Origin of the sequence: Pseudomonas sp. PDM04, assembly GCF_014851765.1 — a bacterium.
Lineage (GTDB): Bacteria > Pseudomonadota > Gammaproteobacteria > Pseudomonadales > Pseudomonadaceae > Aquipseudomonas.
The window spans coordinates 136,323-159,632 of record NZ_JACVAI010000007.1 but is presented as its reverse complement, the minus strand read 5'-3'; the positions used below and the strand labels follow the sequence as shown (position 1 = coordinate 159,632).

The window sequence follows — 23,310 nt, the reverse complement described above, 5'->3', positions numbered from 1 at the left end:
CCCTATCTCAATTCTGCAAACACGCCAGCCGGGCGAGTCAATTCCCTCGCCCGTTCAACCGTGGTGTGGGGCTCAGATGACGAACCGCGCCACCATCGCGTTCAGATCCACCGCCAGGCGCGAAAGTTCATGGGTCGCCGCGCTGGTCTGGTTGGCACCGGCCGCAGACTGGGTGGCCAGGTCGCGGATGTTCACCAGGTTGCGATCCACCTCGCGGGACACCTGCGCCTGCTCTTCCGAGGCACTGGCGATCACCAGGTTGCGCTCGTTGATCTGGTGGATCGACTGGGTGATCTGCTCCAGCGCAATGCCCGCCGCCCGCGCCATTTCCAGGGTGCTTTGGGTGCGCTGATTGCTCTGCTGCATCGACGACACCGCCTCGCCCGTGCCGTTCTGAATCCCGGCGACCATCTTCTCGATTTCCTGGGTCGATTGCGCCGTGCGATGGGCCAACGCGCGAACCTCATCCGCCACCACGGCAAACCCGCGTCCGGCTTCACCGGCACGCGCCGCTTCGATCGCGGCGTTCAGTGCCAGCAGGTTGGTCTGTTCGGCAATGGCGCGAATCACGTCCAGCACCTTGCCGATGTCCCGTCCCTGCGCCGCCAGACCTTCGATCATCACCGAGGTGTTCTGCACGTCGTGGGTCATGGTCTGGATCGCATCGACGGTTTCCACCACCCGGTCGCGGCCTTCGCGGGCGGCCTGGGTCGACTGGTTCGAGGCTTCGGACGTCGAGACGGCGTTGCGCGCCACTTCTTCCACGGCGGCGGTCATCTCGTTGACGGCAGTGGCCGCCTGTTCGATTTCGTCGTTCTGCTGCTGCATGCCGCGCGAGGCTTCTTCGGTCACCGCGCTCAGTTCTTCGGCGGCGGCGCCCAGTTGCGTGGCGGAGCCGGCGATCTGCTCGATGGTCTTGCGCAGGTTGCCCTGCATGGTCGACAAGGCACTCAGCAGACGAGCCGGTTCATCCTTGCCATCGACTTCGACGGGTTTGCTCAGGTCGCCGCTGGCAATGGTTTCGGCTGCCTTCACCGCGCGGGCCAATGGCGTGACGATACTGCGGGTCAGCAGCCACGCCAGCAGCACGGTCATGAGGGCCGCCAGGACCGCCACCGCAATGATGCCGTTGATGGCACCGCTGTAGTTGTCGGCGGCGGAGACCCCGGCCGCCTTGGCGGCTTCGGCATTGAACGCCACCAGCTTGCCGAGCTGCTCGCCCATCAGGTCGGTGCCGTCCTTGATCCGGGTGTTGATCAGGCTGCGCAGCTCGTCGATCTTGTTCTGGCGCGACAGCTCGATCATTTCGCGCTGGGCCTGCATGTAGTTGTCCAGGGTCGTGCTGAACACCTTGTACAACGCGGCTTCATCCGGGCCGGCCGGCAACGCGGCGTAGCTGGCCTGAGCCTTGCGCACCTTGTCGCTGAGCACGACGATGCGGGCGTCGGCTTCCTGCAGACTGGCCGGCTCACGATTGACCAGGATGCGGAACGACAGGATGCGCATGCGCAAAACGTTCTCGGTGATGGTGCCCAGGTAGCCGACGCTGGGCAGTTGGGTATTGCCCATATCGACCGACGCCTGGCGGATGACCGTCATGCGGTTGACCGCGAACACGCCCAGCACAATCACCAGCAAGGCAATGAAGGCGAACCCCAGAAAGGCTCGCGGTGCGATATTCAGATTACGCAAGGACATAGGACGATACTCGGGTGATTGAGGCTTCGAGCATCCTTGCCGTGAGCGTAGTTGGGCGATTTTGTTTGGCGCACAAGTGTCTGCCCGCCTGATACCTGTATCGGCGGGAGTTGAGGTTTTTTGCGAGAATTTATGAAATATTTTTCATGGGCTTACGAGTGTTTCACCGATGAAACACTCGAGGTGTCTAGCTCGGGGTGTGCACCTGCAAGAGCATGTTTGCTCGGGACGGCGGTTGGTCAGGCGCAGGGTGATGTTGGCTGTGCTGGCCCCATCGCGGGCAAGCCCGCTCCCACAGGTTTGGCGGCGTTTGCAAATACTGTGAACACCCCAAATCACTGTGGGAGCGAGCCTGCTCGCGATGGCGGTGAGTCAGGCAACCGGGATGTTGGCTGTGCTGGCCCCATCGCGAGCAGGCTCGCTCCCACAGCGATACAGGCATTCATTCAGGCGCGCGCGGCGATCCGCCAGACCCGGGCAATATCACTCGCCCGTTCTGCCAGCAATCGCGGCGCTTCACTGCACGCCTGTTCCAGCGTCATCGGCCCGCTGGTCAACGCAAACGCGGCATCGATGCCATGCTCGTACAACGCCTGGTAACCCTCGCCCAGGGTGCCGGCGATCACGATCACCGGCACACCGTGTTGCCGGGCAATGCGCGCCACGCCGAACGGGGTTTTACCGCGCAGCGTCTGCGCATCGAAGCGGCCTTCCCCAGTGATCACCAGGTCAGCGCCCTTCACCGCCTCGGAGAGCCCCACCAGTTCCGCGACCACTTCGACCCCGGCCTTGAACTGCGCGCCGAGAAACGCCTTGGCCGCAAACCCAAGGCCGCCCGCCGCGCCGCTGCCCGGCTCGTCGCGGACATCGGATTTGAGGACCTGCGCGCATTGATCGGCAAAATGCCCAAGCGCGCGGTCCAGTTGTTCGACCTGGGCCGCAGACGCACCCTTCTGCGGGCCAAAAATCACCGAAGCCCCATGCGGGCCGCACAGCGGGTTGTTGACGTCAGCGGCGATGTCGAAACGCACCCGGACCAGGCGCGGGTCCAGCTCGCTCAGGTCGATGCGGGCCAGTTGCGCCAGCGCCAGTCCGCCCGGTGCCAGGGTTTGCTCCCTGGCGTCCAGCAACTTCACGCCCAGTGCCTGCATTGCCCCCGCGCCGCCATCGTTGGTGGCGCTGCCGCCAATCGCCAGGATCACCCGCTGCGCCCCGGCATCCAATGCAGCGCGAATCAACTCACCCGTGCCGTAGGTGCTGCTGACACAGGCGTCACGTTGACCGGGCGCGACCAATTGCAAGCCACTGGCCTCGGCCATCTCGATGATCGCGGTGAGGCTCTGGGGCAACCAGCCCCACGCCGCGTCGACCGGGGTGCCCAGCGGCCCGCGCACGCTGGTGCGGCGCAACTGGCCTTCGCAGGCAGCGAGAATCGATTCGACCGTGCCTTCGCCGCCGTCAGCCATCGGGCATTTGACCAATTGCGCATCGGGCCAGACACCCGTCAGGCCGAGCGCGATGGCGTCGGCCACGCCCTGGGCACTCAGGCTGTCCTTGAACGAATCGGGGGCGATGACAATCTTCATGCGAATTCTCCTGTTCCAAGGCTTTCATGCTGCCAGCAGCCTTGAACAATAACGCCGGGCCGTTGCACAAGGGGCGATGGCGTTTATTGTTCATTTCCACAATGGCGTTGTCCCTCCCACAAAGGCTTTGAAGACTTCAGGTCTGCGGCAACAACTGGATGCCCAGGTACAACGCCAGCATCCCGTCGAGTCGCAACGGATCCACCCCGCTGATCTCGGCAATCCGCTCCATCCGATAGCGCAGACTGTTGCGGTGGATGCCCAGTGCATCGGCGCAGGCCTGGCTCTGCCCGTCGTGGTCGCACCAGCTGCGCAGAGTCGCCAGCAGTTGGCCGTTGCCGTCCTTGGCGATGATGTCGCGCAGCGGTTTGAGCAGTTCGTCCAGCGCATCATCGCCACGATGACGCCAGAGCATCACCGGCAGGCGATAGCGGGCCAGGGTCAACAGTCGCTCATGGGGCAGCACGTCGCGGCCGTAGGCCAGCAAGTCGCCGACCCTGCGATAACAGCGGCGCAAGCCGGATACGCCCTCGGCCTGCCCGCCCACGGCCACGCGCACAATGTTCCAACCGAGCTTGTCGAGTTTTTCCAGCAGGCGGTCGTTCTCGATGGACTGGCTCGCTGCCCGACACCACAGCAACGACGACTTCGCCGAACTGACGCTCCAGCTGTCCGGGTAGCGGGACGTCAGCCAGGCGCTCAGGGCCTCGACCGTCTGCCCCGGACCGTGCTCCAGGCCCAGCTCGAACAGGTACGGCACCCTTGTCAGCTGTGGCTTGAGCCCCAGTTGCTGCGCTTCATCGATCAGCCGCGGCGATTCCCCCGCCTCGCTCAGCAGCAAGGCCAGCAGATCGTCACAGCGCTGGCGCCGCCATTGCTGTTCGGCCTGCTGATTGCGTTGGCCCACCAGCATCTCTGCGGTCATGCGCACCAGTTCGGCATAAGTGCGCAATTGCTCGGGCTCGCCGGAGATGCCCAGCACGCCGATCAAGCGCTGGTCGAGCCACAGCGGCAGGTTGATCCCCGGCTGCACGCCCTTGAGATGAATGGCGGTTTGCGCATCGATTTCCACCACCCGTCCGTTGGCCAGCACCAATTGCGCGCCTTCGTGCCGGGTATTGACCCGCTCCGGCTCGCCGCTGCCGAGGATCAAGCCCTGGCTGTCCATGACATTGACGTTGTACGGCAGGATTGCCATTGCCCGGTCGACGATGTCCTGGGCCAGGTCGTGATCGAGTTCGAACATGGGTGGAATCCTTGCAAGCGTGATGAATGGGCAGTTGTTCAGCCGCACAGGGCCGGGCGGCAATCGCTGTGCTCAGGCACAAAGACAGCACCCTCGCCGTGGCCGAGACTCTCATGGCGATCAACGTTACCCGTTGCCTCGCAAAAAATCATAAAAAGAGAGATCCCGCCATGTCACAGAGCGCCGCCGCTACCCAGGCAGTCGTTGACGAAAAAAATGCCGTCTACAAACGCATCACCCTGCGTTTGATCCCCTTCATTTTCATCTGCTACCTGTTCAACTACCTCGACCGGGTGAACGTTGGATTCGCCAAGCTGCAGATGCTCGATGCGCTGAAATTCAGCGAAACCGTGTACGGCCTCGGGGCCGGGATCTTTTTTATCGGCTACGTGCTGTGCGGCGTGCCCAGCAACCTGGCATTGACCCGATTCGGCCCGCGGCGCTGGATCGCGCTGATGATGATCACCTGGGGCACGCTGTCCACCTGCCTGCTGTTCGTCACCACCCCCACCGAGTTCTACACCTTGCGCCTGTTCACCGGCGCGGCCGAAGCCGGATTCTTTCCCGGCGTGGTGCTCTACCTCTCGCAATGGTTTCCGACCTTCCGCCGTGGACGCATCATGGCGCTGTTCATGTCGGCGATCCCGGTCTCCGGCCTGCTCGGCAGCCCGTTTTCCGGCTGGATTCTCAACCACTTCGCCGCCGGCCAGGGCGGTTTGGCCGGCTGGCAGTGGATGTTCCTGCTGCAAGGCATTCCGACCGTGATCCTGGGCGCCCTCGCCTACTTCCTGCTCAGCGACAGCTACGCCAACGCCAAATGGCTCACGCCATTCGAGCGCTCGGTGCTGGAGGCGGACCACGCCGAAGACCTGGCCAACCAACCGAAAACCACCACCGACTCGCTGCTGGCCGTGTTCCGCAACCCGGCCATCTGGGCATTCGGTCTGATCTATTTCTGCATCCAGAGCGGCGTCTACGCGATCAACTTCTGGCTGCCCTCGATCATCAAGAACCTCGGTTTCAGCGATAACCTGGTGATCGGCTGGTTGAGCGCCATTCCGTACCTGCTGGCGGCGGTATTCATGCTGATCGTCGGCCGCTCGGCGGACTTGCGCAAGGAACGTCGCTGGCACCTGGTGGTGCCGATGTTGATGGGTGCCGCGGGCCTGCTGATCGCCGTGAACTTTGCCACCACACCCGCCATTGCGATTCTCGGCCTGACCATCGCCACCATGGGCGCCCTCACCGGCCTGCCGATGTTCTGGCCGGTGCCGACCGCCCTGCTCAGTGCCGGCGCGGCGGCCGGGGGCCTGGCTTTGATCAACTCCATGGGCCAGATGGCCGGTTTCCTCAGCCCGTACCTGGTCGGCTGGGTCAAGGACAGCACCGGTTCGACCGATGCCGCGCTGTACCTGCTGGCGGGCGTGATCGTCTGCGGAAGTCTGCTGGCACTGCGCATGACGCGCACGTTGCGCGTCTGACCAACCGCCATGCCCTGTGGGAGCGGACCCGCTCCCACATTGTGCCGCGCACTGGCGGTATTTCCATCTGATCCACGCGATTGTTCTAGTATCTGATGAGCCTTCCACCTCGCAAAAGGACTTCATCATGAGCTACCGCACCTTGGGTCATTCCGGCCTGCAAGTGTCCACCCTGACCCTGGGCACCATGATGTTCGGCGAACAGACCAGCACCGAGGATTCCCTGCGAATCATCGACAAGGCCTGGGATCAGGGCATCAACTTCATCGACACCGCGGACGTCTACAGCGGTGGTCGTTCCGAGGAAATCGTCGGCGAGGCGATTGCCGGCAACCGCCATGAATGGGTCCTCGCGACCAAGGTCGGTTTCGGACCGGTCGACGGCGTGCCGAATCGAACGGGCCTGAGCCGCAAGCACCTGTTCAACGGCATCGACGCCAGCCTGACGCGCCTGGACACGGATTACCTCGACATCTACTACCTGCACCGCGAGGACCACAACACGCCGCTGGAGGTCACGGTGTCGGCCATCGGCGACCTGATCCGCCAAGGCAAGGTTCGTTACTGGGGCTTGTCGAACTACCGCGGCTGGCGAATCGCCGAAGTGATCCGGGTGGCCGATCGACTGGGTGTCGACCGCCCCATCGTCAGCCAGCCGCTGTACAACATCGTCAACCGCCAGGCCGAACCGGAACAGATCACCGCCGCGCAGAATTACGGCCTGGGCGTGGTGCCCTTCAGCCCGCTGGCCCGCGGCGTGCTCAGCGGCAAGTACGCCCCGGATGCCAAGCCCGATGCCAACAGCCGTGCCGGCCGCGCCGACAAGCGCATCATGGAAGTCGAGTGGCGCGTGGAATCGCTGCGCATCGCCCAACAGATCCAGCAATACACCCAGGAGCGTGGCGTGGGCATCGTCGAGTTCGCGATTGCCTGGGTGCTGAACAACAGCGCCGTCGCCTCCGCCATTGTCGGACCGCGCACCGAAGAACAATGGGACGCCTACACCAAGGCGCAAGCGGTGAAGATCACGGCTGAGGATGAAGCGTTCATCGATTCGCTGGTGACGCCGGGGCACGCATCGACGCCGGGGTTCAATGATGTGGGGCACTTTGTGTCGGGGCGCAAGCCGCGCACGGTGTGAGCGGTATCGCGAGCATGTCGGGCCCGTCGCTCCCGCAGGTATGACTGTCGTATCCACATACCCATGGGCGCGCAGCATTTGTCAGCATGGATTCCGGTGCGCGCCTGCAACTCTTGTTCAGGGCAGGCGTCTGCCAGTTGGCTACGCTCTGTTGGAGCGCGGAGGCGGGAACGGGCCGCTGTAGTAAATCTTGATCATCCGGCCAATATTCAGAACAAAAACCACGTATCCTCCGCATCCCGTTCAACGTTCAAATCCGCGAGGACAGATTGTCTAAAGGTATCGCTCTATCGGTTTCGGCCTCGGTGCTGTTTGCCGTCATGTACTACTACACCTCACTGCTCACCCCGCTGAACGGTGTGGAGATTTTCGGTTGGCGCATGCTGCTGACGGCGCCGTGCATGACTCTGTTCATCGTGCTGTCCGGCGAATGGAAGCGCGCGCTGGAGATTGTCCGGCGCGTGGCCGCCCAGCCCAGGCTGATGGCCGCCCTGGTGCTGTCGTCGGCCCTGCTGGGCGCGCAGTTGTGGCTGTTCATGTGGGCGCCGCTCAACGGCTACAGCCTCGATGTGTCCCTAGGTTATTTCCTGTTGCCACTGGCCATGGTGGTGACCGGACGCCTGGCCTACGGCGAGCGCCTGTCGTACCTGCAGAAAATCGCGGTGTTCTTCGCCAGCCTGGGTGTGGTCAACGAGCTGTACCAGGTCGGTGGATTTTCCTGGGCGACGCTGGTGGTGGTCGTGGGCTATCCGCTGTACTTCGTGCTGCGTAAATGGCTGAAATCCGACAACCTCGGCGGACTCTGGCTGGACATGACCTTGATGCTGCCGGTCGCGTATGCGTTCGTGCATGGCGGCGCACAGGGGTTCGGCGTGTTCGATCAGTACCCTGCCCTGGCGTGGCTGATTCCGCTGCTCGGCCTGATCAGCGCCTCGGCGCTGGTGGTCTACATCATCGCCAGTCGATTGCTGCCGTTCAGTCTGTTTGGTTTGTTGAGCTACGTGGAGCCGGTGTTGTTGCTGGGCGTCGCGCTGTTGCTGGGAGAAAGCATCAAGCCCGGGGAATGGCTGACCTACATTCCGATCTGGATGGCGGTGCTGGTGCTGGTGTTCGAGGGGTTCAAGCATTTGATGCGGCAGCGTCGTCCTTGACCACACACCCAAATAATGTGGGAGCGGGCTTGCTCGCGAAGGCGGTGTGTCAGACGCTATTGACGTCGACTGACACACCGCCTTCGCGAGCAAGCCCGCTCCCACAATTTTACGGTGGTATCAGTTACTCCGCGTTCAACACCCCACGCCGGACCTGATCCCGCTCGATCGACTCGAACAACGCCTTGAAGTTGCCTTCGCCGAAACCATCGTCACCCTTGCGCTGGATGAATTCGAAGAACACCGGCCCCATCAGGGTTTCCGAGAAAATCTGCAACAACAGGCGCTTGTCGCCCGCCTCGGAGGAACCGTCGAGCAGGATGCCCCGCGATTGCAACTCGCCCACCGGCTCGCCGTGGTTCGGCAGACGGCCTTCGAGCATTTCGTAATAGGTCTCCGGCGGCGCGGTCATGAAGCGCATGCCGATGTTCTTCAGGCGATCCCAGGTGCTGATCAGGTCGTCGGTGAGGAACGCCACGTGCTGGATGCCTTCACCATTGAACTGCATCAGGAATTCTTCGATCTGCCCCGCGCCCTTGGACGACTCTTCATTCAACGGAATGCGGATCATGCCGTCCGGTGCAGTCATCGCCTTGGAGGTCAGGCCGGTGTATTCGCCCTTGATGTCGAAGTAGCGGATTTCGCGGAAGTTGAACAGCTTCTCGTAGAAGTTCGCCCAGTACGCCATGCGACCGCGATACACGTTGTGGGTCAGGTGGTCGATGATTTTCAGGCCGGCGCCGACCGGATTGCGATCGACCCCTTCGAGGAACACGAAGTCGATGTCATAGATCGAACTGCCCTCGCCGAAACGGTCGATCAGGTACAGCGGCGCGCCGCCGATGCCCTTGATCGCCGGCAGGTGCAGCTCCATCGGGCCGGTTTCGATGTGGATCGGTTGCGCGCCGAGTTCCAGTGCACGCTTGTAGGCTTTCTGCGAATCCTTGACGCGGAAGGCCATGCCGCACACCGAAGGACCGTGCTCGGCGGCAAAGTACGAAGCGACGCTGTGGGGTTCGTTGTTGAGGATCAGGTTGATCGCACCCTGGCGATACAGGTGCACGTCCTTGGAACGGTGGGTCGCGACCTTGGTGAAGCCCATGATCTCGAAGATCGGCTCCAGGGTGTTGGGCGTTGGCGATGCGAATTCGATGAACTCGAAGCCCATCAGGCCCATTGGGTTTTCGTATAAATCAGCCATGGTTGGCGCCTCATCATTCTGGTCAATTAACAAACGTTAGCTGCTGAAATGCTGAGGCCGGCCGGTGGCGCACAGGAGATGCCCCGCACGCTGCGGGCGAGGAAGTCACCGTAGATCAGTTGAAACCCGAAGCTGTTCATGGTCGACCCAAGGCTCTGGCAGGCAAGGCTTCTGCTGCCAGAAGACGATTATTATTGTATGCGTAAACCGATTCTACACAGCGTAAATCGGTTTGTCCGCCTCCTGTATCAAATCCCCTTTTTCGCCACCCGCGCAAGGGGTTTGTTGCACAGGAAAATCCCTGCCAGGATCAGCCCGCCGCCCAGGCACATCACCAGGGTCAACTGCTCGTCCAGCAGGAGCGCACCGAGTATGACCGCTGTCAGCGGGTTCAGGGCGATGAACACGCCAGAGCGTGTCGCACCGATTTTGCGCAAGCCGTCGTAGTAGCCGATATAGGCCAGCGCCGAGCCCAGGACACCGAGGTAAATCAGGCTCAACCATTGCGGCGAACCCAGCCCCACCAGCGCCGAAACGCTCAATTCACCTCTGACCGCGCAGGCCACCCAGAGCATCGCCGTGCCCAGCCAGATCGAATACGTCACGGTCCGCACTGGCCCCAGCGCCTGGTTCAACTCCTTGCAGAACAGCGAGTAAATCCCCCAGCCCAGCACGCAACCGAAAATCAGCAGGTCGCCGATCCATGCATCGGCATGGCCGGCCAGCAGCGTCGGGTGACGGCTGACAATCACCAGGCTCGCTCCTGCGATGCAGATGGCGATGCCCAGGACCTTCGTCGGGCCCAGGCGCTCCTTGAACAATAGCCACGAAGCCAGCCCGATCACCGCCGGGTTCAGCGCCACAATCAGCGACGCTCGGGACGCGTTGATGTACTGCAGGCCATAAAAGAAGCACAAGTTGTAGAAAAAGATACCGAAAAAGCCGAGCAGCGCCAGTTGCAGCCACTGCCTGGCGCTGGGCCGCAGCCAAGGCACCCGGGCCACCAGCAGGAACAGCCACAACGCGGCACTGGCCAGCAGGAATCGCAGGCTGGCGGCGAACAAAGGGCTGAGACTGTCCGCCAGAAATCGCCCGGCGACAAAAGTGCCGCCCCAGATCATGGTCACGGCAGCCAGTGTGCAGTACACCGCCACGGAGCGGGTTGCGAGGGGGTATTCATACGTCTTCATAGGTTGGCGGATCCGAAACTCAACGATGACGTATAATTTGACTAATACTTGATAATCGTAAAATGAGTAAAAACTCATGACCCTCACCCAACTCGAGATCTTCTCGCTGGTGGCCGAGCTCCACGGCTTCACGGCGGCGGCTCATCGCCTGGGGATTTCCCAATCAGCGGTGTCACACGCCCTCAAATCGCTGGAGCAGGAGCTGGGGGTCGAACTGTTGCGCCGGCACCAGTCCCAGGTGGAACTCAGCGACATCGGCCAACAGCTGCTGCTGCGTGCCCGGGCGATGCTCGGCCTGGCCAACACCCTGCGCCAGGAAGCGGCAGACGCCCGCGGCATGAAACGCGGCACCCTGCGCATCGGCTCATTCGGCCCGACATCGTCGATCAAGTTGCTGCCGATGATCCTGCAACACTATCGCGCCGCTCATCCGGGTATCGAGGTGCACATCGATGAAGGCCCTGACCGCCAGGTCCTGCAATGGCTGGAAGAACGCCGCATCGACATCGGTTTCGTGGTGCTGCCGCAGGAGCGCTTCGACACCTTTGCGCTGATCCAGGACCAGATGGTCGCGTTGCTCCCCACCGGGCATCCCCTGTCAGTTCGCGACAGCGTAAGCCTTAGCGACCTGTGCAACGACCCGTTCGTGCTGACCGAAGCCGGCTCTTCGGAACTGGTTTCGCGGTTGTTCAGCGCGGCGCAACTGACCCCCAACATTCGTTACCGGTGCTCGCAACTGCTCAGCACACTGGATACCGTGGCGCGCGGCGACGCCGTGACCCTGGTCGCTGAAGGATCATTGCCCGACACCGCTGACAGCCACTACGTGAAAAAACCGCTGACGCCGGTCGTTACCCGTCAGGTCGGCCTGGCCGTGCTGGACCGGCGCCAGTCGTCACCGGCGACGCTGGCCTTCATCAAACTCGCCTGCAGCCTGCAATACCGTTGAACCACACAGGCGTCGAAGGCCAACTATCATGGCCATGGACCGCACGCTTCCCGGGAGGCGCGCCGCTGCCCTTCGAGCATGACAGGGCCCTCCTCCATCGTGACAGGTTTCGCGAATGCCATTGACCATCAAAACCCGCCGTAGCCGCCTGCTCGTGACCGTATTGTGCGGCTTGCTTCCAATAGGCCTGGGGTTCGCCATTCTTTGCCTGCAAGCGCAGCGTGCGCTCGAGCAAAGCACCCGTGTGACCGCCGAAGAAGCCATTCGCCAGTTCGACCTGATGCTCGACAACACCGCCCAGGCCGCCCGTGAGTTGTTGCCGCTGGCTGGCCAGCCTTGCGAAGCGGTGAAACTGGCCTTGCGCGAACAGGTCACCCGCCGTCCGTTCGTGCGTTCGACCAACCTGGTCTGGGAAGACAACCTCTATTGCAGCTCGTTGTTCGGCGAGCACCAGGAGAAGGTCAATGCCGATGACTATAACCAGGGCACCTTGTGGCTGATGAACGGCAACCCCGTCACGCCGGACACCGCCTTGCTGGTGTACCGCCTCAACCAAGGAAAACAGGGCGCGCTGACCACCCTCGACGGTTATCACCTGGCTAACGTGCTGCGCCTGATCGGCCGTAACACCGTGCTGTTGTTGCGTGTTGGCCCACATTGGCTATCGGCAGACGGCAAGGTTCATCAGGGCGATTCTCCCGCACTGCCCGTGGCCGAAAACCAACGGGCTTCCCAGCGATATGGCTATTGGGTCACGGCAGGTTTCCCCGAAGGCGAGACTTGGCGCTACATGCGCAGCCATTACCCGTCGCTGTTCAGTCTGCTGATCTTTTTTGGCGCCGTGTCCGCGCTGATTGCACAGAGCGTGCAACAGCGTACCTCGTCGCCCAGCCACGAGCTCCAGCGTGCACTGGATGCCGGGGAGTTCGTGCCTTACTTCCAGCCCGTGGTGCATGGCATCAGCAAACAGTGGTCGGGAGCAGAAGTGTTGATGCGCTGGAACCATCCCAAGGAAGGCCTGGTGCGGCCGGACCTGTTCATCCCGTTTGCCGAGCACTCCGGCCTGATCGTACCGATGACGCGCTCATTGATGCAGCAAACAGCACAGCTGCTGGGCCCCCTTTCCCCTGCATTCAAGGAACCGTTCCACATAGGCATCAACATCTCGGCCAGCCATTGCCAGAGCCTGGCACTGGTCGAAGATTGCCGGACATTTCTCGGCGCATTTGCACCAGGCTCCATTCACCTGGTGCTGGAGTTGACCGAACGCCAGCTTATCGAGCCAACAGCCATGACCCTGCAACTGTTCGAGCAGCTTCACCAACTGGGCGTGATGATCGCCCTCGACGACTTTGGCACCGGTCATTCCAGCCTGGTCTACTTGCGCCAGTTCAACGTGGACTTCCTGAAGATCGACCAGAGTTTCGTTGCCATGATCGGCGCCGACGCCCTGTCGCGACACATTCTGGACAGCGTCATCGAACTGTCGGCCAAGCTCGACCTGGGCATCGTTGCCGAGGGCGTGGAGACCACCGAACAAAGCGAGTACCTGAGTGCCCATGGCGTCAACTTCCTGCAAGGTTATCTGTTCGGCCGGCCGATGCCCGGGGCAGACTTCATTTACGCATTAACTCATCATTAACTAGCGACTTTATGCGACAGAACAACGAAACCACGCACCGTCTTGAATCAAAACAGCCCTTCTTGTTACATGAAGAAAAAGTCAGGATTTACTCTTCGGCCATTAACTACTACAATTTTTCCTGCCTGCGCTAGATTGGCAGGTGAGCCACTTATCACCGAGTCGCTTCAAGGCTCTTGGCTTATAGCTTTGTTTGCGGTTGGTATCAGCCAAACACACTATTGGAGTAAAGATATTGTCCAGACTCGCTGAATTTCGTGCAGCTGAAAAAGCCCTTCAAGAACAGCTCAAACAGCTGGAATCCCTGAAGAACGATGCCGGGCTCAAGAAAGAAATCGAATTCGAAGAAAAGCTCCAGGCGCTGATGAAAACCTACGGCAAGACCCTGCGTGACATCGTCGCCATTCTCGATCCGAACCCGAAGTCCGGCTTGCAGCAGGCCACCGCACCGAAAACCCGCCGCGCTCGCGTGGTCAAGGTCTATCAGAACCCGCACACCGGTGAACTGATTGAAACCAAGGGCGGCAACCACCGTGGGCTGAAAGCCTGGAAGGAAAAATACGGCGCGTCCACCGTTGATTCCTGGGTGCGCTAAGCACGCCCGGTAAACACACAAAGCCCTGCTTGATGCAGGGCTTTTTCTTGGATACTCAACAAATGCAACGATTTGAATCGATCAATAGACTACTTGCCGATTAACTTTGTGCTTAATCCTTTTGGGCCTGTAAAACTGCCCAATGCTCGATGACACACCCGTGCCAACTAAAGTTTCAGACTGTTGCGAGCGAGTGCTATTTCGTCCTCGCTGGCCTTATAAGCTTCGGCTTGCCCCGCGTAGGAAAAAACATACGCCTTATCGGCATCCACCGCCGCGACCAATGTTTGCGAAAGCACATGTCGGCCATTCTGGGTAATCGTACAGGTGGTTTCCAGCGCCGTTAGCCGGCTCAGGGTCGCCGGATGAATTTTATTGCACACGCTTTGATAGCCGCCCTGAAAGAAGTCCTTTTGCACGGATTTGCGCATCTCCAGCAACACGCCCTGCAAATTGACCTGGTGCCCGCTGTCCACGGGGGTGGTAGTCAACTCCATGACCATGACCGGCGTACCGCCCTGATCGTGTTTCACTGCGCGCTGCCGGAACACCTGGGGCCTGGCATCATCCTGCGGGACCGCTTCGATCTCCCAGCCCTGCGGCCAGCTGACGACGGGGGCATCGGCCTGCGCAACGCTGATGCCTGACAGCAGCCCAACCAGAACCAACAGCGATTTACAGGATCGGATCATTGCAATGAACACTCGCGGATTGAACCGCAAAGTCTGAGCCCAGGCTGCGGCCCAGGCAATAGCCGACGCATTGGGTTTGGTGATGCCAGCCCCCTTGCGTATCATTGGCACCATTCGTTAGCCCCACTTGTTTACGGAGGGCCCATGAGCCTGCACGAATTGAACACCTTTCCCGGCGTGACTGCCCAGCCGGATACCGCGACCCACAAGTTCGTCTTCAACCACACCATGCTGCGGGTCAAGGACATCACCAAGTCCCTGGACTTCTACACGCGCATTCTGGGTTTCTCGCTGGTGGAAAAACGCGACTTTCCGGAAGCCGAATTCAGCCTGTACTTCCTGGCGCTGGTCGACAAGGACCAGATCCCGGCCGATGCTGCTGCCCGTACCGAATGGATGAAATCGATTCCCGGCATCCTGGAACTGACCCACAACCACGGCACCGAAAACGACCCGGACTTCGCCTACCACAACGGCAACACCGACCCGCGCGGATTCGGCCATATCTGCATCTCGGTACCGGACATCGTCGCGGCGTGCGAGCGATTCGAGGCCCTGGGCTGCGATTTCCAGAAACGCCTGAGCGACGGTCGCATGAAAAGCCTGGCCTTCATCAAGGACCCGGATGCATATTGGGTTGAAATCATTCAGCCGGCGCCGTTGTAAGGCCCGGTTCGAAACACCTGCGGACCTTCTTTTGTGGGAGCGAGCCTGCTCGCGATTGCGGAATATCATTCACGACCTCGTTGACTGACGTACCGATATCGCGAGCAGGCTCGCTCCCACAGTTGAAATGTGCGAAGCAAAAAAAACCCCATGATCGCTCATGGGGTTTTGTGTTTCAGGCCTTGGCGTCAAGCCGGGGCCGAAGTGCGGATCAGGTGGTCGAACGCGCTCAGGGAAGCCTTGGCACCCTCGCCCACGGCGATCACGATCTGCTTGTACGGCACGGTGGTCACGTCACCGGCGGCGAACACACCCGGCAGCGAAGTCTCGCCACGGGCATCGACGATGATTTCGCCACGGGGCGACAACTCGACAGTGCCTTTGAGCCAGTCGGTGTTGGGCAGCAAACCGATCTGCACGAAGATACCTTCGAGGTTGACCGTATTGAACTCACCTGAATCACGGTCCTTGTAGACCAGGCCGGTGACCTTCTCGCCGTCACCCTTCACTTCGCTGGTCAGCGCGCTGGTGATGACATCGACGTTGGGCAGGCTGAACAGCTTGCGTTGCAGCACGGCATCGGCGCGCAGCTTGCTGTCGAACTCCAGCAACGTGACATGGCTGACAATACCCGCCAGGTCAATCGCCGCTTCAACGCCGGAGTTGCCGCCGCCGATGACCGCCACACGCTTGCCCTTGAACAGCGGGCCGTCGCAGTGCGGGCAGAAACACACGCCTTTGGCTTTGTATTCCTGCTCGCCCGGCACGCCCATTTCACGCCAGCGTGCACCGGTGGCCAGGATCAGCGCCTTGGTTTTCAGGCTGGCACCGCTTTCGAAGCGCACTTCGTGCAGCTCGCCGGGGTTTTTCGCCGGGATCAGCGCGCTGGCCCGCTGCAGGTTCATGATGTCGACGTCGTACTGCTTGACGTGTTCTTCCAGGGCGCTGGCCAGTTTCGGACCTTCGGTCTCCTGCACGGAGATGAAGTTTTCGATGGCCATGGTGTCGAGCACCTGACCGCCAAAACGCTCGGCCGCGACACCGGTACGGATGCCTTTACGGGCCGCGTAGATCGCCGCCGACGCACCGGCCGGGCCACCGCCGACCACCAGCACGTCAAAGGCGTCCTTGGCGCTGATTTTCTCGGCCTGGCGCTCGGCACCGCTGGTGTCGATCTTGGCGAGGATCTCTTCCAGGCCCATGCGGCCCTGGCCGAACACTTCGCCGTTGAGGTAGATGCTGGGCACGGCCATGATCTTGCGATCATCGACTTCGGCCTGGAACAACGCGCCGTCGATGGCGACGTGGCGGATGTTCGGGTTCAGTACCGCCATCAGGTTCAACGCCTGGACCACGTCCGGGCAGTTCTGGCAGGACAGCGAGAAGTAAGTCTCGAAGTTGAACTCACCCTTGAGCGAGCGGATCTGTTCGATCACTTCGGCACTGGCTTTCGAAGGGTGGCCGCCGACTTGCAGCAGGGCCAGCACCAACGAGGTGAATTCGTGACCCATCGGGATGCCGGCGAAACGCAGGCTGATGTCCTGACCGGGTCGATTGATCGAGAACGATGGCTTGCGTGCATCGTCACCGTTGTCGAGCAAGGTAATTTGAGTGGAAAGACTGGCAACGTCTTTCAGCAGTTCGAGCATTTCCTGGGATTTCGCACCGTCGTCGAGAGAAGCAACGATCTCGATCGGTTGGGTGACCCGTTCCAGGTACGATTTCAACTGGGCTTTAAGATTGGCGTCCAACATACGGGCGATTTCCTTTGATTGCGTGCATAAAAAAACGCCCGAGCGAATCTCGCCCGGGCGTCTTTACTGGGCGGTGCAGCTTACTGAAGAGGTGCGGAGTACCGCCCTGTGAAGCGTGTCATGGACTTAGATCTTGCCGACCAGGTCCAGGGACGGAGCCAGAGTGGCCTCGCCTTCTTTCCACTTGGCTGGGCAGACCTGGCCTGGGTGAGCAGCGACGTATTGAGCAGCCTTGATTTTGCGCAGCAGCTCGGAAGCGTCACGGCCAACGCCGCCGTCGTTCAGTTCAACGATCTTGATCTGGCCTTCAGGGTTGATCACGAAAGTGCCACGGTCAGCCAGACCAGCTTCTTCGATCAGCACGTCGAAGTTGCGGGAGATGGCGTGGGTCGGGTCGCCGATCATGGTGTACTGGATTTTGCCGATGGCTGGCGAAGTGTTGTGCCAGGCAGCGTGGGCAAAGTGGGTGTCAGTGGAAACGCTGTAGATTTCGACGCCCAGCTTCTGGAACGCGTCGTAGTTGTCAGCCAGGTCTTCCAGTTCGGTTGGGCACACGAAGGTGAAGTCGGCTGGGTAGAAGAACACGACAGACCACTTGCCTTTCAGGTCGGCGTCCGAGACTTTTACGAAGTCGCCATTTTTGAATGCGTCAGCTTTGAACGGTTTAACTTGGCTGTTGATGATAGGCATCGTTGACTCTCCGTCAGGGGTTGTGAAGTTGATGGAGAGAACTTTACCGGGTCGACGGGCGGTTGGCTCATTGGCAAACCTGATGCTGCTGATCGGTTTTCGCTATTAGCTGACGTTATTAATAGAAGAAAGGAATCTGAGAAATGTTCCCCCCAATGTTCCTGTGGGAGCGAGCCTGCTCGCGATGCGGTGTGTCAGATACAGAAATCTCACTGACAGACCGCATCGCGAGCAGGCTCGCTCCCACAAGATCAAGATCGTGGTGGTGCTCTAGACCGGCGTGCGCAGGGTCACGAACTCTTCGGCAGCCGTCGGGTGCACGCCGATGGTGTCGTCGAAGTCGCGCTTGGTGGCCCCGGCCTTCAGGGCAATCGCCAAGCCTTGCACGATCTCTCCGGCATCCGGTCCGACCATGTGACAGCCCAGCACCTTGTCGGTCTTGCCGTCTACCACGAGCTTCATCAAAGTGCGCTCCTGGCAATCGGTCAGGGTCAGTTTCATCGGCCGGAAACGGCTTTCGAAAATCACCACCTCGTGCCCGGCTTTGCGGGCCTCTTCTTCGGTCAGGCCGACGGTGCCGATGTTCGGCAGGCTGAACACCGCCGTCGGGATCATGGTGTAATCCACCGGGCGATACTGCTCAGGCTTGAACAGGCGACGCGCGACGGCCATGCCTTCGGCCAGTGCCACCGGGGTGAGCTGGACCCGACCGATCACATCGCCCAAGGCCAGGATCGACGGCTCGGCGGTCTGGTATTGCTCATCGACCTCGATGAAACCTTTTTCGTTGAGCTTTACCCCGGTGTTTTCCAACCCGAGGTTGTCCAGCATCGGACGCCGTCCCGTGGCGTAGAACACGCAATCGGCCTCCAGCACACGACCGTCCTTGAGGGTCGCCTTGAGGCTGCCGTCGGCCAGTTTTTCGATGCGTTCGATGTCTGCGTTGAACTGCAGGTCCAGGCCACGCTTGGTCAATTCTTCCTGCAGATGCTTGCGCACCGAGCCATCGAAGCCACGCAGGAACAGGTCACCGCGATACAACAACGTGGTCTCGGCGCCCAGACCGTGGAAGATCCCGGCGAATTCCACGGCAATGTAGCCGCCGCCCACCACCAGCACCCGCTTCGGCAACGCCTTGAGGAAAAACGCCTGGTTGGAACTGATCGCATGCTCGTGCCCCGGAATCTCCGGAACCTGCGGCCAGCCGCCGGTGGCAATCAGGATGTTCTTCGCGGTAAACCGCTCACCCTTGATTTCGACCGTGTGCGGATCGACGATTTTGGCGTGGCCTTCATGCAGGGTCACGCCGCTGTTGACCAGCAGGTTGCGGTAAATGCCGTTCAGGCGATTGATCTCGCGATCCTTGTTGGCGATCAGCGTTGCCCAGTCGAACCCGGCCTCGCCCAGCGTCCAGCCAAAACCCGAGGCCTGCTCGAAGTCTTCGGCGAAGTGCGCACCGTAGACCAGCAGTTTTTTCGGTACGCAGCCAACGTTGACACAGGTCCCGCCCAGGTAGCGGCTCTCGGCCACGGCCACCTTGGCGCCAAAACCCGCCGCGAACCGCGCAGCCCGCACACCACCGGAACCGGCACCAATCACATAAAGGTCAAAATCAAAGGCCATTTTCATTCTCCTCGGCAGGCCATCAGCATACCCGCCGCCGTTCGTTGGGCAAGCGCTGCGAACTATTTGGGGGCAGAAAACGAAAAAGCCACCCGAAGGTGGCTTTTCAGTACAAGCAGGTCAGGCGCTATCAGTAAGCCTTGCCGGTCTTGTAGAAGTTCTCGAAGCAGAAGTTGGTCGCGTCGATGTAGCCTTCGGCGCCGCCGCAGTCAAAACGCTTGCCTTTGAACTTGTAGGCCATGACGCAGCCGTTCTGGGCCTGCTTCATCAGGGCGTCGGTGATCTGGATTTCACCGCCCTTGCCTGGCTCGGTCTGTTCGATCAGGTCGAAAATGTCCGGGGTCAGGATGTAGCGACCGATGATGGCCAGGTTCGACGGCGCATCTTCCGGCTTTGGTTTCTCGACCATGCTGTGAACGCGGTAGATGTCGTCGCGGATCATCTCGCCGGCGATCACGCCGTACTTGTTGGTTTCCTGCGGATCGACTTCCTGGATGGCCACGATCGAGCAGCGGAACTGCTTGTACAGCTTGACCATCTGGGTCAGTACGCCGTCGCCTTCGAGGTTGACGCACAGGTCGTCTGCCAGTACCACGGCAAACGGTTCGTCACCGATCAGCGGACGGCCGGTCAGGATGGCATGGCCCAGGCCTTTCATTTCGGTCTGGCGGGTGTACGAGAACGAGCACTCGTCAAGCAACTTGCGGATGCCGACCAGGTACTTTTCCTTGTCGGTGCCCTTGATCTGGTTTTCCAGCTCGTAGCTGATGTCGAAGTGGTCTTCCAGGGCGCGCTTGCCGCGACCGGTCACGATGGAGATTTCGGTCAATCCGGCATCCAGTGCCTCTTCGACGCCGTACTGGATCAGTGGCTTGTTTACCACCGGCAGCATTTCCTTGGGCATGGCCTTAGTCGCTGGCAGGAAGCGAGTACCGTAACCGGCTGCTGGGAACAAGCATTTCTTGATCATAAAAGTCCTTGAAAAGGCTGTGTGTACGAGTTTCGGCGCAGTCTAATCAGGCGGCGTGCACCTTACAATGCCCCGCACTGGCTAACCGATGCCAACATACGAGAAATATTCCAGCGGATAGTTCCGCAGGATTGCTGGCGTGCCATTAGGCATAGCAGAAATTCACGCCGACGCCGATCTATCTGCCCGGCCCTGACGCACCGGTTGCGGCCATTTGACGCTATCATTGCGCACTTGAACCAGCCAACGAGGCAGATAGATGTCGGTAGCAAAGAGCGTCAACGGGTACCTGATCAACAAGGCGAAAGACGGCCAGTGGTGGGTCGACAGCGCCAGCGGCGAGCGGATCGCCGGCCCTTTCCCGACCGAGGCGCTGGCCATCGAGGTCGCCTCCGTGCTGGAGCTGGAACACCCGACTGTCCAACGTCGCGGCAAGGACAAGGCCTGATCTGAACGGCCTGCGCCATGTGGGAGCGATCCTGCTCGCGATGACAGTGTGTCAGTGACTGAACGGTTGACTGATGCGCCGCCATCGCGAGCAGGCTCGCTCCCACGATCTTTGGGGGCAGACAAAGAAGTGGCCTTTGGCTATAACCTTTTGCTTGCGGTGCTGTCACAGCCTCATCATCCCCACGACGAACCCACCATGAAAAGACTTCTACCCTTGCTTGCACTGCTGGCCCTGAGCGGTTGTGCCACCACCGAAACCACTTACCTGAACAATGGTGAACAAGGCCTGGCCATCGACTGCTCCGGTGAGGCCAATTCCTGGGCGGCCTGCTATGAAAAAGCCGATGCCTCCTGCGCGGGCACCGGTTATCGAATCGTCGGCACCAATGGCACCCCGTCTCCCGCCGAAAGCGACAAGACCCTGGGGGTCGACGTCGGCAACTACAAGAACCGCAGCGTCGTGGTGGTCTGCAAGTAAGACCTGGCCTACATGTGGATCTCGGCGAACTTGATCCCCAGGCCTCGAATGGTTTCGATCAGGTCGTCAAGGCGGGCGAAGGATTCGACTTCGTCGTTGTCATCCACCAGAAAATAACTGCGTCCGGCGCTTTTCTTGAAAAACACGATCCATTCGGCCGGGTCCGCCGGGTTCTGAATCACATGGGTGGCAGAGATATGACCCTCTGCATGCCGCTCCCTTACTTGCTCTCGCTTCATGCTCGACTCCAGAAATGACAATGCCGCCAAAGCGTTGCTTTGGCGGCATCGGTGCTGACGGTCGGTATTCTATCAGCCGGAAATGCAAGCGGTGGCGGCGTTGCGAACATCCATGGGGCGCAGGGGCACGTTGGAGATACGCTCGTGCAGCTTGATGCTGCTGCCGTTGGAGCGCTCTTCAATATCGAACACCGCAGCCGGGCCCGAAGAAAACTTCTGCGGCACGATCACCCGCACAGCGTCTTTCGCCTGTGGTTCGACTTGCAGGGCGCCACGGCTGCTGGCCAGTTTTTCGGTCAGGCATTGCGCGTATTCATTGGGTTTCTTACCGGAAATCACGTTCATGGTGGGCAGCGACTCGTTGATTTCCTCGACGCTCGCACAACCACTGATCGCCAACGCAAACGGCAAGACCCATACACCCCACTTCATACAAAACCTCCGACAAAGATCCTCCGACAGCACAATCGCTGGTTTTCTCCGAGGCTCATTGCTTTTATCGTTCATTGAATTTCGAATAACCGTTTTTAATTGCCAAAGCGCAGCCCGGCAACCGGATAATAACCCGTCCGGGCTGATAAACTGCGCCAATCGCCCATGCTATCGTTTTGATTTTGTAGAAAAAGCCCTTCTGGAGGCGCCTCATGAAATTTATCCACCAGCGCGAGCACCTCAATGAAGACGATATCGTCGTCATCCAATGCTCCCAAATGTGCAACATCCGTTTGATGAACGACGCCAACTTCCGCAGCTTCAAGAATGGCGGCCGCCACACCTACCATGGCGGCGCGTTCGACACCTTCCCGGCGCGCATCACCGCACCGAGCACCGGTTTCTGGAACATCACCATCGACACCGTCAACCGTCGGGCAATCAGCGTCACCCGCAAGCCGACCCTGACCCACTCGATCAAGATCATCCGCCGTTCCAGCTCGAAACTGAGCTGAACAGCCCGACACGCAGGCACGACCATGGCCCAAACCACCAAATACGTCATCAAGTACAAGCTCAACGGTGAGCGTCGCTTCGAATTTGCCCAGCTTGAACACGGCACCGAAGCCGAAGCCAGGGCAGCGCTGGACGCCCTGCATGGCGCCGGTGAAGATGTCATCAGCGAGATCAGCGTCAGCAAGGCGCTGTAACACGTGGATTCATGAGCCCGATGAACTTCGATCTGTTTGCCGACGCGGAGCCCGAACAGGTCCCGCGGCGCGAGCAGATCGGCCAACAGTCCTTCGTCCTGCGGGGCTTCGCCCTGCCCTGGCTGGAGCGATTGCTGCCGGCGCTGGAGACGGTGCTGGCGGCGGCGCCGTTTCGGCAAATGGTCACGCCCGGTGGCTTCACCATGTCGGCGGCCCTGAGCAGTTGCGGCACCTGGGGCTGGACCACCGACCGCAACGGTTATCGCTATTCACGCCTGGATCCTCACACCCAGGCGCCCTGGCCGCCGATGCCCGAGGTGTTTTTCGCCCTCGCCCAGGCGGCGGCTCTGGACGCGGGTTTTGCCGACTTCGTGCCCGATTCATGCCTGATCAACCGCTACATTCCCGGCGCAAAGATGTCATTGCATCAGGACAAGAACGAAGCGTCCTACGCAGCGCCCATTGTTTCCGTGTCCCTGGGGCTGCCGGCGATGTTCCTGTTCGGTGGTTTCGAGCGCAACGACAAAAGCCAGCGGGTGCCGCTGTTTCACGGCGATATCGTGGTCTGGGGCGGGGTCGATCGCCTGCGTTATCACGGCATCTTGCCAATCAAGGCAGGCCAGCATCCACGCCTGGGCGAGCAACGGATCAACTTCACGTTCCGCACCTCACACTGAACCCCGGAATTTGACCGCAAGCCCCGGAGTGCGGCGACCTCGCCGTCTG

General features: G+C 60.6%; 24 protein-coding genes. 12 read left to right on the top strand and 12 right to left on the bottom strand.

Going from position 1 to position 23,310, the window contains the following annotated elements:
* Nucleotides 1-72: 72 nt before the first annotated feature.
* The 3 genes from IB249_RS25430 to IB249_RS25420 form a co-directional block, all read right to left on the bottom strand.
* A complete protein-coding gene (locus tag IB249_RS25430; protein ID WP_192308499.1) occupies nt 73-1,698 on the bottom strand; it encodes a methyl-accepting chemotaxis protein in 1,626 nt (541 codons plus the stop codon).
* 446 nt (nt 1,699-2,144) lie between these two features.
* Nucleotides 2,145-3,284 (bottom strand): glycerate kinase, encoded by a 1,140-nt coding sequence (locus IB249_RS25425; protein ID WP_192308498.1) that lies wholly within the window; start codon nt 3,282-3,284, stop codon nt 2,145-2,147.
* A gap of 136 nt (nt 3,285-3,420) precedes the next feature.
* A complete protein-coding gene (locus tag IB249_RS25420; protein WP_192308497.1) occupies nt 3,421-4,530 on the bottom strand; it encodes a sugar diacid recognition domain-containing protein in 1,110 nt (369 codons plus the stop codon).
* Nucleotides 4,531-4,700: 170 nt separating this feature from the next.
* Between IB249_RS25420 and IB249_RS25415 the strand changes: the two genes are divergently transcribed.
* From IB249_RS25415 to rarD, 3 genes are all read left to right on the top strand, one after another.
* Nucleotides 4,701-6,011, top strand: a complete 1,311-nt coding sequence (locus IB249_RS25415; RefSeq protein WP_192308496.1) for an MFS transporter — start codon at nt 4,701-4,703, stop codon at nt 6,009-6,011.
* A gap of 127 nt (nt 6,012-6,138) precedes the next feature.
* Nucleotides 6,139-7,152 carry an aldo/keto reductase gene (locus IB249_RS25410; protein WP_192308495.1) on the top strand — a complete coding sequence of 338 codons (1,014 nt, stop codon included), beginning with the start codon at nt 6,139-6,141 and terminating at the stop codon, nt 7,150-7,152.
* A gap of 269 nt (nt 7,153-7,421) precedes the next feature.
* Nucleotides 7,422-8,303 carry an EamA family transporter RarD gene (gene rarD, locus IB249_RS25405; protein WP_192308494.1) on the top strand — a complete coding sequence of 294 codons (882 nt, stop codon included), beginning with the start codon at nt 7,422-7,424 and terminating at the stop codon, nt 8,301-8,303.
* Nucleotides 8,304-8,427: 124 nt separating this feature from the next.
* Here rarD and hppD read toward each other — a convergent pair whose 3' ends face one another.
* Nucleotides 8,428-9,504, bottom strand: coding sequence for a 4-hydroxyphenylpyruvate dioxygenase (gene hppD / locus IB249_RS25400; protein ID WP_192308493.1), 1,077 nt, complete (start codon nt 9,502-9,504; stop codon nt 8,428-8,430).
* A gap of 248 nt (nt 9,505-9,752) precedes the next feature.
* Nucleotides 9,753-10,694: a DMT family transporter gene (locus IB249_RS25395; RefSeq protein ID WP_192308492.1), complete on the bottom strand. Its 942-nt coding sequence runs from the start codon at nt 10,692-10,694 to the stop codon at nt 9,753-9,755.
* Nucleotides 10,695-10,770: 76 nt separating this feature from the next.
* Here IB249_RS25395 and IB249_RS25390 point away from each other — a divergent pair, with 76 nt between their 5' ends.
* The 3 genes from IB249_RS25390 (at nt 10,771) to IB249_RS25380 (ending at nt 13,880) form a co-directional block, all read left to right on the top strand.
* The gene (locus IB249_RS25390) at nt 10,771-11,643 is read left to right on the top strand and encodes a LysR family transcriptional regulator (RefSeq protein ID WP_192308491.1); all 873 of its coding nucleotides are present in this window, start codon (nt 10,771-10,773) and stop codon (nt 11,641-11,643) included.
* A 115-nt stretch (nt 11,644-11,758) separates the two neighbouring features.
* The gene (locus tag IB249_RS25385) at nt 11,759-13,285 is read left to right on the top strand and encodes an EAL domain-containing protein (RefSeq protein ID WP_192308490.1); all 1,527 of its coding nucleotides are present in this window, start codon (nt 11,759-11,761) and stop codon (nt 13,283-13,285) included.
* A 235-nt stretch (nt 13,286-13,520) separates the two neighbouring features.
* Nucleotides 13,521-13,880: a histone-like nucleoid-structuring protein, MvaT/MvaU family gene (locus IB249_RS25380; RefSeq protein ID WP_192308489.1), complete on the top strand. Its 360-nt coding sequence runs from the start codon at nt 13,521-13,523 to the stop codon at nt 13,878-13,880.
* A gap of 167 nt (nt 13,881-14,047) precedes the next feature.
* On the opposite strand, the gene IB249_RS25375 is transcribed toward IB249_RS25380, so the two are convergent.
* Nucleotides 14,048-14,572, bottom strand: coding sequence for a DUF4946 domain-containing protein (locus tag IB249_RS25375; RefSeq protein WP_192308878.1), 525 nt, complete (start codon nt 14,570-14,572; stop codon nt 14,048-14,050).
* A 144-nt stretch (nt 14,573-14,716) separates the two neighbouring features.
* Between IB249_RS25375 and gloA the strand changes: the two genes are divergently transcribed.
* Entirely contained in the window at nt 14,717-15,238 is a 522-nt protein-coding gene (gene gloA / locus IB249_RS25370; protein WP_192308488.1) for a lactoylglutathione lyase, read from the top strand.
* A gap of 188 nt (nt 15,239-15,426) precedes the next feature.
* Here the strand turns inward: gloA and ahpF are convergent, their stop codons facing one another.
* The 4 genes from ahpF to galU form a co-directional block, all read right to left on the bottom strand.
* Nucleotides 15,427-16,992, bottom strand: a complete 1,566-nt coding sequence (gene ahpF / locus IB249_RS25365) for an alkyl hydroperoxide reductase subunit F (protein ID WP_192308487.1) — start codon at nt 16,990-16,992, stop codon at nt 15,427-15,429.
* A 126-nt stretch (nt 16,993-17,118) separates the two neighbouring features.
* Nucleotides 17,119-17,682: an alkyl hydroperoxide reductase subunit C gene (gene ahpC, locus IB249_RS25360; RefSeq protein ID WP_007975937.1), complete on the bottom strand. Its 564-nt coding sequence runs from the start codon at nt 17,680-17,682 to the stop codon at nt 17,119-17,121.
* Nucleotides 17,683-17,952: 270 nt separating this feature from the next.
* Nucleotides 17,953-19,305 (bottom strand): glutathione-disulfide reductase, encoded by a 1,353-nt coding sequence (gorA, locus tag IB249_RS25355; protein ID WP_192308486.1) that lies wholly within the window; start codon nt 19,303-19,305, stop codon nt 17,953-17,955.
* A gap of 130 nt (nt 19,306-19,435) precedes the next feature.
* Complete coding sequence (galU, locus tag IB249_RS25350) at nt 19,436-20,275, bottom strand: UTP--glucose-1-phosphate uridylyltransferase GalU (protein ID WP_003182953.1); 840 nt, start codon at nt 20,273-20,275, stop codon at nt 19,436-19,438.
* A gap of 259 nt (nt 20,276-20,534) precedes the next feature.
* Here galU and IB249_RS25345 point away from each other — a divergent pair, with 259 nt between their 5' ends.
* Together IB249_RS25345 and IB249_RS25340 are read left to right on the top strand one after the other, a co-directional pair.
* Nucleotides 20,535-20,723, top strand: coding sequence for a hypothetical protein (locus tag IB249_RS25345; RefSeq protein ID WP_192308485.1), 189 nt, complete (start codon nt 20,535-20,537; stop codon nt 20,721-20,723).
* A 198-nt stretch (nt 20,724-20,921) separates the two neighbouring features.
* The gene (locus tag IB249_RS25340; RefSeq protein WP_192308484.1) at nt 20,922-21,203 is read left to right on the top strand and encodes a hypothetical protein; all 282 of its coding nucleotides are present in this window, start codon (nt 20,922-20,924) and stop codon (nt 21,201-21,203) included.
* Nucleotides 21,204-21,211: 8 nt separating this feature from the next.
* Here IB249_RS25340 and IB249_RS25335 read toward each other — a convergent pair whose 3' ends face one another.
* Together IB249_RS25335 and IB249_RS25330 are read right to left on the bottom strand one after the other, a co-directional pair.
* Nucleotides 21,212-21,442 (bottom strand): hypothetical protein, encoded by a 231-nt coding sequence (locus IB249_RS25335; protein WP_192308483.1) that lies wholly within the window; start codon nt 21,440-21,442, stop codon nt 21,212-21,214.
* A 72-nt stretch (nt 21,443-21,514) separates the two neighbouring features.
* Nucleotides 21,515-21,874, bottom strand: coding sequence for a hypothetical protein (locus tag IB249_RS25330; RefSeq protein WP_192308482.1), 360 nt, complete (start codon nt 21,872-21,874; stop codon nt 21,515-21,517).
* Nucleotides 21,875-22,086: 212 nt separating this feature from the next.
* On the opposite strand from IB249_RS25330, the gene IB249_RS25325 reads away from it, so the two are divergent.
* From IB249_RS25325 to alkB, 3 genes are read left to right on the top strand one after another with little or no spacing between them, the layout of a single operon-like run.
* The gene (locus IB249_RS25325; RefSeq protein ID WP_057400164.1) at nt 22,087-22,389 is read left to right on the top strand and encodes a DUF1883 domain-containing protein; all 303 of its coding nucleotides are present in this window, start codon (nt 22,087-22,089) and stop codon (nt 22,387-22,389) included.
* 24 nt (nt 22,390-22,413) lie between these two features.
* Nucleotides 22,414-22,584: a hypothetical protein gene (locus IB249_RS25320; RefSeq protein WP_192308481.1), complete on the top strand. Its 171-nt coding sequence runs from the start codon at nt 22,414-22,416 to the stop codon at nt 22,582-22,584.
* An 11-nt stretch (nt 22,585-22,595) separates the two neighbouring features.
* Entirely contained in the window at nt 22,596-23,261 is a 666-nt protein-coding gene (gene alkB, locus IB249_RS25315; RefSeq protein ID WP_192308480.1) for a DNA oxidative demethylase AlkB, read from the top strand.
* Nucleotides 23,262-23,310 lie beyond the last annotated feature (49 nt).